The 631-nt window shown below is 44.5% G+C and carries 2 protein-coding genes; both read right to left on the bottom strand.

Annotation, left to right across the window (positions count from 1 at the left end; all coding sequences use genetic code 11):
• On the bottom strand, nucleotides 1-407 hold a 407-nt coding region (locus R8O11_RS28805), incomplete at its 3' end, for a galactokinase family protein (protein WP_318195066.1).
• A gap of 117 nt (nucleotides 408-524) precedes the next feature.
• Nucleotides 525-631: hypothetical protein (locus R8O11_RS28800; protein ID WP_318195067.1), on the bottom strand; the 107-nt coding region annotated here is incomplete at its 5' end.

Raw genomic sequence — 631 nt, 5'->3', positions numbered from 1 at the left:
ACTTCAAGCGCCGCAGACGAGCTTAAACCCGCACCTTGCGGTACATTTCCGCTGACTGATATATCAGCGCCAGTGAAATAGTAACCACGATCAAGCAAGCACTTCACCACACCACGAATATAGTTCACCCACATTTTGTCTGCTTGAAAAGTGATATCCTGGCTAATATCGAATTCATCCACAGCATTGCCGTAATCAAAAGACACCACACGGACTAGATTGTCGTCACGCTTTGCGGCAGCAACGACAGTTTGGTAGTTAATAGCACACGGCAGGACAAAACCGTCATTGTAGTCAGTGTGCTCACCAATCAGATTGACGCGACCCGGCGCTTGGATGATATGGCTTGGTGCATAGCCCAATACTTGCTCAAAAGAAGCTTTCACATTTTGGATTAGATCTGACATAGTTAAATCTCGGTTTCAAATTGTATTTAGATCCCCGAACCCTTTGTTCATTCGCGCTCGTGAACCACTTGTTTGATTTTCTGTTTTTTAGGTTCTAGGATCCTAGAACCTACTAAATCACTGCTCTTTGTAGTGAACGTAACTTAAATCACGCAGACGCTGTGACGCTTGCTCTGCAGTTAAATCTCGTTGGCTTTCTGCCAACATTTCATAACCCACCATAA

The organism is Vibrio sp. 1288 (assembly GCF_033344475.1).
The sequence above is the reverse complement of the archived record's forward strand: the minus strand, read 5'-3'. Positions and strand labels throughout refer to the sequence as shown.